Origin of the sequence: Streptomyces sp. SID5785, assembly GCF_009870065.1 — a bacterium.
GTDB lineage: Bacteria > Actinomycetota > Actinomycetes > Streptomycetales > Streptomycetaceae > Streptomyces.
On record NZ_WWIA01000782.1, the window covers coordinates 1 to 6477 of the forward strand.

The following is a 6477-nucleotide window of genomic DNA, read 5'->3' on the forward strand; positions in this document are numbered from 1 at the left end:
CGGCGAGCACCGCGGCCCCGGCCGCTCCCCGGCTGCGGGCTGTTCCCGTGCCGCGCGTCTGTCCGGTGCCCAGGAACCTCACTACGCTCGATGCCCTCGATCTCCCCATGGCGCGCGAAGCTAGTCCAGCGCCCCGGCGGCGTCCAGAGGGCCCCGGACGAAACGGGCGCCGCGCCCCTTCCGGCGGGCCGGTGACCGAGGTCACTCGGAATTCGTCCGGCCGACTGTGCACGGATCGGCCGGTTCCGTCGTCTATACCGGGTGAGGCCGTCCGAACGTCGTCGTCCTCCGTCCAGCCTTCACAAGGGAGCAGGCGTTGTCCTTCGTCATCGAGCAAGCCGTAGAGGCCCGTCTCGTCGCCGCCGCGCCGCGCATGGCGAGCATCCCCGCGACCCTTCGCTACGACGTGACGGACCCGTTCGCCGTGCGGATGTCCTTCCCGGCACCGGCCACGCTCGAAGGCGTCGAGGTCTCCTGGACGTTCGCGCGCGAGCTGCTCGCGGCCGGTGTGGGCGAGGCGGCCGGCGCCGGTGACGTCCGGGTGCGGCCGTACGGGTACGACCGCACGGAGCTGGAGTTCCACGCGGTGGAGGGCATGGCGATCGTCCACATCCGCACCGGTGAGGTACGGCGTTTCCTCGCGGACACGGACGCGCTCGTGCCGACGGGCGAGGAGTCGGCCTTCGTCGACGTGGACGGGGACCTGGCGGAGCTGCTGCGCTAGGCCGCGTCCGGCCCGGGCCGCGTCGTCACACTCCCGTCCGCTGCGCGACGCGCCTCTCCGCCGTCGCCGAATAGCCGTTGACGCCTCTCCCCCGTCGCCTTACGCTGTATAGCGGTTCTGTTGTCGTCGATCGGAGTAGGACGTTGCTCGTCTGAGGTCCTGAGACACCGCGCGTGTCGCACCCCGCCCGAGGAGATCCGCCGAGCCCCGCTCGACGCCGGTCGCCTCCGCCCGTGCGCACACCGTCGTGTGAGACCTCGGCGATCCGAGCCGTCCCTCCGCCGCAACAGGCCTTTTCTCATGGGCCCGTGGCCCGCGGTGTCTCGAAACGCTTCGCATGTCCGCCGTTCGTTCCGAGCAACCGCGAGGCTTTCTTGTCCATGTCCCCGAACCCCCACGGCTCCGGCCCGGCATCCATCGCCTGCACCGGCCTGACCTACGCCTGGCCGGACGGCACTCCCGTCCTCGACGGGCTGCAGGCCGCGTTCGGCTCCGGTCGCACCGGACTGATCGGCGTCAACGGGTCCGGAAAATCAACCCTGTTGAAGCTGATCTCCGGTGAGCTGACCCCGGCCGAGGGCACCGTACGGGTGGCCGGCGAGGTCGGTCACCTGCCGCAGAACGTCACGCTCGACACCGCGCAGCGCGTCGACGACGTACTCGGCGTCGCCGGTACCCGCGCCGCCCTGCACGCGATCGAGGCCGGAGACGCGAGCGAGGAGAACTTCACCGCGGTCGGCGACGACTGGGACGTCGAGGAGCGCGCCGCGGCGATGCTCTCCCAGCTCGGCCTCGGCCACATCGGCCTCGACCGCACCGTCGGCGAGGTGTCCGGCGGCGAGTCGGTGCTGCTGCGGCTCGCCGCGCTGCTCCTGCGCCGCCCGGACGTCCTCCTCCTCGACGAGCCCACCAACAACCTGGACCTGCACGCCCGCCGCCGTCTGTACGCCGCCGTGGACGGCTGGTCCGGTGTGCTCGTCGTGGTCAGCCACGACCGCGAACTCCTGGACCGCGTCGACCAGATCGCCGATCTGCGCGACGGCGAGATCGTCTGGTACGGCGGCAACTTCTCGGCCTACGAGGAGGCGCTGGCCGCGGAGCAGGAGGCGGCCGAGCGCATGGTGCGCGTGGCCGAGTCCGATCTGAAGAAGCAGAAGCGAGAACTGGCCGACGCCCACGTGAAGCTCGCCCGCCGCAAGCGCTACGGGCAGAAGATGTGGGACACCAAGCGCGAGCCCAAGGTCGTCATGGGCGAGCGCAAGCGGCAGGCCCAGGTCTCGGCCGGCAAGCACCGCATCATGCACGAGGAGAAGCTCGCCGAGGCCAGGGAGCGCCTGGACGAGGCCGTGGAGGCGGTGCGCGACGACGACGAGATCCGCGTGGACCTGCCCTTCACGGCGGTGCCGCCGGGCCGGTCCGTGCTCACGCTGCGCGAGCTGACCCTCGCGTACGGGGCCCGCGTGGACGGCGAGCTCGCACTGCGCGGGCCCGAGCGGATCGCCCTGGTGGGGCGCAACGGCGCGGGCAAGACGACGCTGCTGCGCACGGTCGCCGGGGAGCTGGACCCGGTGGCGGGAGAGGCGACGGCCCATGTGCCGCTGCGCTTCCTGCCCCAGCGGCTCGACGTCCTGGACGACGGGGCGACGGTCGCCGAGAATGTGGCGCGGTTCGCCCCGGACGCGACGGCGAACCGGATCCGGGCCCGGCTCGCCCGCTTCCTGTTCAAGGGGGCGCGCGCGGACCAGCCGGTGGGCACCCTGTCCGGCGGCGAGCGCTTCCGGGCGACGCTGGCGGCCCTGATGCTCGCCGAGCCCGCCCCGCAGCTGCTGATGCTGGACGAGCCGACGAACAACCTCGACATGGCGAGCGTGCGGGGGCTGACCTCGGCGCTGGCCTCGTTCGAGGGGACGCTGATCGTGGCCAGCCACGACGTGCCGTTCCTGGAGTCGCTCGGCATCACCCGCTGGCTGCTGCTCGACGGAGCCCTGAAGGACACGACGCGCGAGGAGGTGGGCGCCGCCTGAACCGGCGAGCGGTCGGGCCGGGAGGTGTGACGTGCCTCTCAGTCCGGCCGCTTCGAGGGCCCGCGTGAGGACGGCTCTTTACCGAGCGCTTAACCTACGGGAACGTAACCTACGACACCGTAGGTAGATCCGCTCGTTCCGCTCGCTGTACCTCCGTCCCCAGGAGCCCTTCGTGACTGTCATCTCCCCCCGCCTCGGTTCGCCGACCACCTGGACCGACGCCCGGCTGCTGTACGCCCTGGAGGAAGTGGTCGAGCAGGAGCTCAATCGGCACCTGAAGGTGGCCAAGGACTGGATGCCGCACGAGTACGTGCCCTGGTCGGACGCGCGCAACTTCCCGGGCTTCTTCCCGGACGGCGAGGCCTGGGACAAGGAGCAGTCCCAGGTCACCGAGATCGGCCGCACCGCCCTCGTGGTCAACCTGCTGACCGAGGACAACCTGCCGAGCTACCACCACGAGATCGCCTCGCTGTTCGGCCGCGACGGCGCCTGGGGCACCTGGGTGCACCGCTGGACGGCCGAGGAGGGCCGGCACGGCATCGTGATGCGCGACTACCTGCTCGCCTCGCGCGCGGTCGACCCCGACAAGCTCGAGGCGTTCCGCATGGCGCACATGAGCGAGGGCTTCGAGTCGGACAACCGGCACTCGATGCTGCACTCGGTCGCCTACGTCGCGTTCCAGGAGCTGGCCACCCGCATCTCGCACCGCAACACCGGGCACCAGTCCGGCGACCCGGTCTGCGACCGCATGCTGGCCCGCATCGCGACGGACGAGAACCTGCACATGGTGTTCTACCGGAACCTGCTGAAGGCGGCCTTCGAGATCGCCCCCGATCTGACGATGCAGGCCGTGCGGGACGTCGTCGTCGAGTTCCGGATGCCCGGGCACGGCATCCCCGGCTTCGAGCGCGCCGCCGCGCAGATGGCGATCGGCGAGGTCTACAACCTGCGCATCCACCACGACGACGTACTGCAGCCCGTGCTGCGCTTCCTGAAGGTCCTGGAGATCGACGGTCTCGGCCCCGAGGGCGTCAAGGCGCAGGAGGAGCTGGGTCTGTTCATGAACGGGCTCGACACCGAGGCCGCCAAGTTCGACGAGAAGCTGGCCGCGCGCAAGGCCCGGATGGCCGCGCGCGCAGCCGCCGGATGACGGCTCAGCCGCGGTCGCAGGAGGAGCGCCTGAGCTGATGGCGCTCCTTCTCGGACAGTCCGCCCCAGACACCGAAGCGCTCGTCGTGCGTCAGGGCGTACTCGAGACAGGCCGGGCGGATCTCGCACATGCGGCAGATCATCTTGGCCTCCCGGACCGAGCTGCCCGGTTCGGGAAAGAAGAAGTCCCCACCGGTCTGGGCGCACAGGGCCTGGTCCCGCCAGGTGGGGCCGGCGGGCGTGAGGGTCGTGTTCGCGTGCATGTCGATCATGCTGCCGCGCCGCGCAAAACGTTCGATCAACGAACGTTCAACGACCGCGCCGGTGCGGCAGCTCCCGCGCGGCACGCTACTTCTCGTTCGGGTCGCCCTTGATCACCGCGAAGCCCGCGCCCGCGGGGTCCGACAGCTTCGCGATCCGGCCGACGCCGGGGAGGCTGACCGGCTCCGCCCGCACCGTGCCGTTCAGCTCGCGCGTCATCGCGGCCGCCGCGTCCACGTCCGGGACGTGCACGTACGGCACCCAGTGGGCCCCTTCGCCCTTCTCCGCGGGGTCGGCCGACAGCGGCACGATGCCGCCGAACATGCCGTTCTCGTCGGTGTCGGCCGGGTTGACCGACGTGTAGGTGCCGCCCGGGAACTGCACGTCGTAGGTGCCCCAGCCGAAGACGGCGGCGTAGAACGCCTTCGCGCCGTCCACGTCGGGCGTGTAGAGCTCCACCCAGTTCAGCCCGCCGTCCTCGGTGACATGGTCGAGCCCCTTGCTCGTCCCCGGCTGCCAGATGCCGAACGACGCCCCGGCGGAGTCGGCCAGGATCGCCATGCGGCCCATGTCCATGACGTCCATGGGCTGGATGACGACGGTGCCGCCCGCCTTGTCGACGGCCGCCGCGGTGGCGTCGGCGTCCCCCGTGCGGAAGTAGACGCTCCAGGCGGGGTCGCCCTGCTCGGGTGTGACGGTCATGCCGCCGGCCGCCGTGCGCCCGTCGAACTGGAAGAGGCCGTACCCGCCGACCTCGGGCCCGCCCGGCAGGAAGGTCCATCCGAAGAGGTTCTTGTAGAAGGAGGCGGCACCGTCCAGGTCGGACGTGCCGAGGTCCATCCAGACCGGCGCGCCGTTCACGTAGTCGGTGGTGATCATGGTCGAGCCCTCCTCGTCGAGGGATGCGGATGCCTGGAGTGCCGAGTCTTCCACCGACCGGCCCGCGACGCCCTCGCACCGCGCTGACCAGGGAAGGTACGGACCAAAGGGCGCCACCTCGCCTCATTGGACCCTTCATTCACTTCTTGAACACAATCAATTCGTGGGAGCGCTCCCTGCCGTAAGTCTTGACGCCCCCGGTCCCGCTCGCCACAGTGGGGCTCCCCCACACCCCCCACGTTTCAGGAGTATGGACCGTGATATCGCGCAGGAAGTTTCTCGTCGGTGCCGGAGCGACCGCCGCGACGGCCGCCGTGTCGCTGACCGCCCCGTCATGGACGGCGGGCGCCGCCCCGGCCACCTGTGAACTGGCCCTGGAGAACAAGTCGTTGACCGGCACGGTGCGCGCCTACGTCACCGGGCACGAGCAGTCGACCGGGAACTGGGTGCTGCTGAAGTCCGACGGCAGCGTCTACCGGCCCGAGTCCCCCGGCGCCCCGCAGACCCCGCTGCCCGTGGACTGCGCGATCCCGCTCGGCGCGGCGGGCTCCGCCCCCAAGGTCGTGACACTCCCTCAGATGTACGGAGCGCGGGTGTACTTCGTCCGCGACGACACGCTCGACTTCTTCCTCAACCCGGGCCCCGGCCTGGTCGAGCCCGCGTTCGCGACGCCCGAGGACCCGAACTACGGCAAGACCTGGTCGTTCTGCGAGTTCACCTTCAACTCCGACCAGCTGTACGCGAACATCAGCTACGTCGACCTGGTCACCGCCCTGCCCATCGGGCTGACCCTCGAGGGCGACGAGACACACACCGTGGCCCCGCTGCCGGACGGCGCCGTCGACAAGATCGCGGCCGATCTGGCGGCCCAGGCCGCCAAGGACGGGCAGCCCTGGGACCAGCTGGTCATCAAGGGCGGCGACGGGAAGGTCCTGCGCGTCATCTCCCCGCAGAACCTGATGGCGCCCTACTTCGACCGGCCCGACGAGATGCCCTTCCGCGACGTGTGGAACGGGTACATCGACCAGGTCTGGGAGAAGTACAGCGGCACCGACCTCAAGATCGACCTCCAGGGCGGGCGCGGCGTGTTCACCGGCCGGGTCAGCGGCGACACGCTCACGTTCAACGGCGGGCACACCTTCTCCAAGCCCACCTCGAAGGACATCTTCACCTGCAACCACGGGCCATTCACCAACGACCCCGCGGACTCCGACGACAAGAAGGGCCTGCTGGCCCGGCTCGCCGCCGGATTCAACCGCAGCATCATGCTCACCCACCCCGAGCAGCCGAACGGCACCACCTCCGGCGACTACTACCAGGACGCGACGACGAACCACTGGTCGCGCGTCGTGCACGCCAACTCGCCGATCGGGTACGCCTTCCCGTACGACGACGTACGGCCCGACGGAGAGCCGGACGTGTCCGGCGCGGCCCACGACG

The 6477-nt window shown here is 70.5% G+C and carries 6 protein-coding genes; 4 read left to right on the forward strand and 2 right to left on the reverse strand.

Features of this window, described 5'->3' with window-relative positions:
- Nucleotides 1–316: 316 nt before the first annotated feature.
- From GTW43_RS25775 to GTW43_RS25785, 3 genes are all read left to right on the forward strand, one after another.
- Nucleotides 317–724 carry an SsgA family sporulation/cell division regulator gene (locus GTW43_RS25775; RefSeq protein WP_161304379.1) on the forward strand — a complete coding sequence of 136 codons (408 nt, stop codon included), beginning with the start codon at nt 317–319 and terminating at the stop codon, nt 722–724.
- Nucleotides 725–1104: 380 nt separating this feature from the next.
- Nucleotides 1105–2748 (forward strand): ABC-F family ATP-binding cassette domain-containing protein, encoded by a 1644-nt coding sequence (locus GTW43_RS25780; protein WP_161304380.1) that lies wholly within the window; start codon nt 1105–1107, stop codon nt 2746–2748.
- Between the two features lie 172 nt (nt 2749–2920).
- Nucleotides 2921–3898 (forward strand): acyl-ACP desaturase, encoded by a 978-nt coding sequence (locus tag GTW43_RS25785; RefSeq protein ID WP_161304381.1) that lies wholly within the window; start codon nt 2921–2923, stop codon nt 3896–3898.
- Nucleotides 3899–3902: 4 nt separating this feature from the next.
- On the opposite strand, the gene GTW43_RS25790 is transcribed toward GTW43_RS25785, so the two are convergent.
- On the reverse strand, nt 3903–4160 hold the full coding sequence (locus GTW43_RS25790) for a WhiB family transcriptional regulator (RefSeq protein ID WP_202501936.1): 258 nt from the start codon (nt 4158–4160) through the stop codon (nt 3903–3905).
- Between the two features lie 85 nt (nt 4161–4245).
- Nucleotides 4246–5037, reverse strand: a complete 792-nt coding sequence (locus GTW43_RS25795) for a VOC family protein (protein ID WP_161304383.1) — start codon at nt 5035–5037, stop codon at nt 4246–4248.
- A 257-nt stretch (nt 5038–5294) separates the two neighbouring features.
- On the opposite strand from GTW43_RS25795, the gene GTW43_RS25800 reads away from it, so the two are divergent.
- On the forward strand, nt 5295–6477 hold a 1183-nt coding region (locus GTW43_RS25800; protein WP_161304384.1), incomplete at its 3' end, for a glycoside hydrolase family 64 protein.

What these genes read in the sequence shown, in the direction of transcription:
- GTW43_RS25780 (WP_161304380.1), top strand. Translation starts at nt 1,105, where the DNA reads ATGTCCCCGAACCCCCACGGCTCCGGCCCGGCATCCATCGCCTGCACC.
- GTW43_RS25790 (WP_202501936.1), bottom strand. Translation starts at nt 4,160, where the DNA reads ATGCACGCGAACACGACCCTCACGCCCGCCGGCCCCACCTGGCGGGAC.
- GTW43_RS25795 (WP_161304383.1), bottom strand. Translation starts at nt 5,037, where the DNA reads ATGATCACCACCGACTACGTGAACGGCGCGCCGGTCTGGATGGACCTC.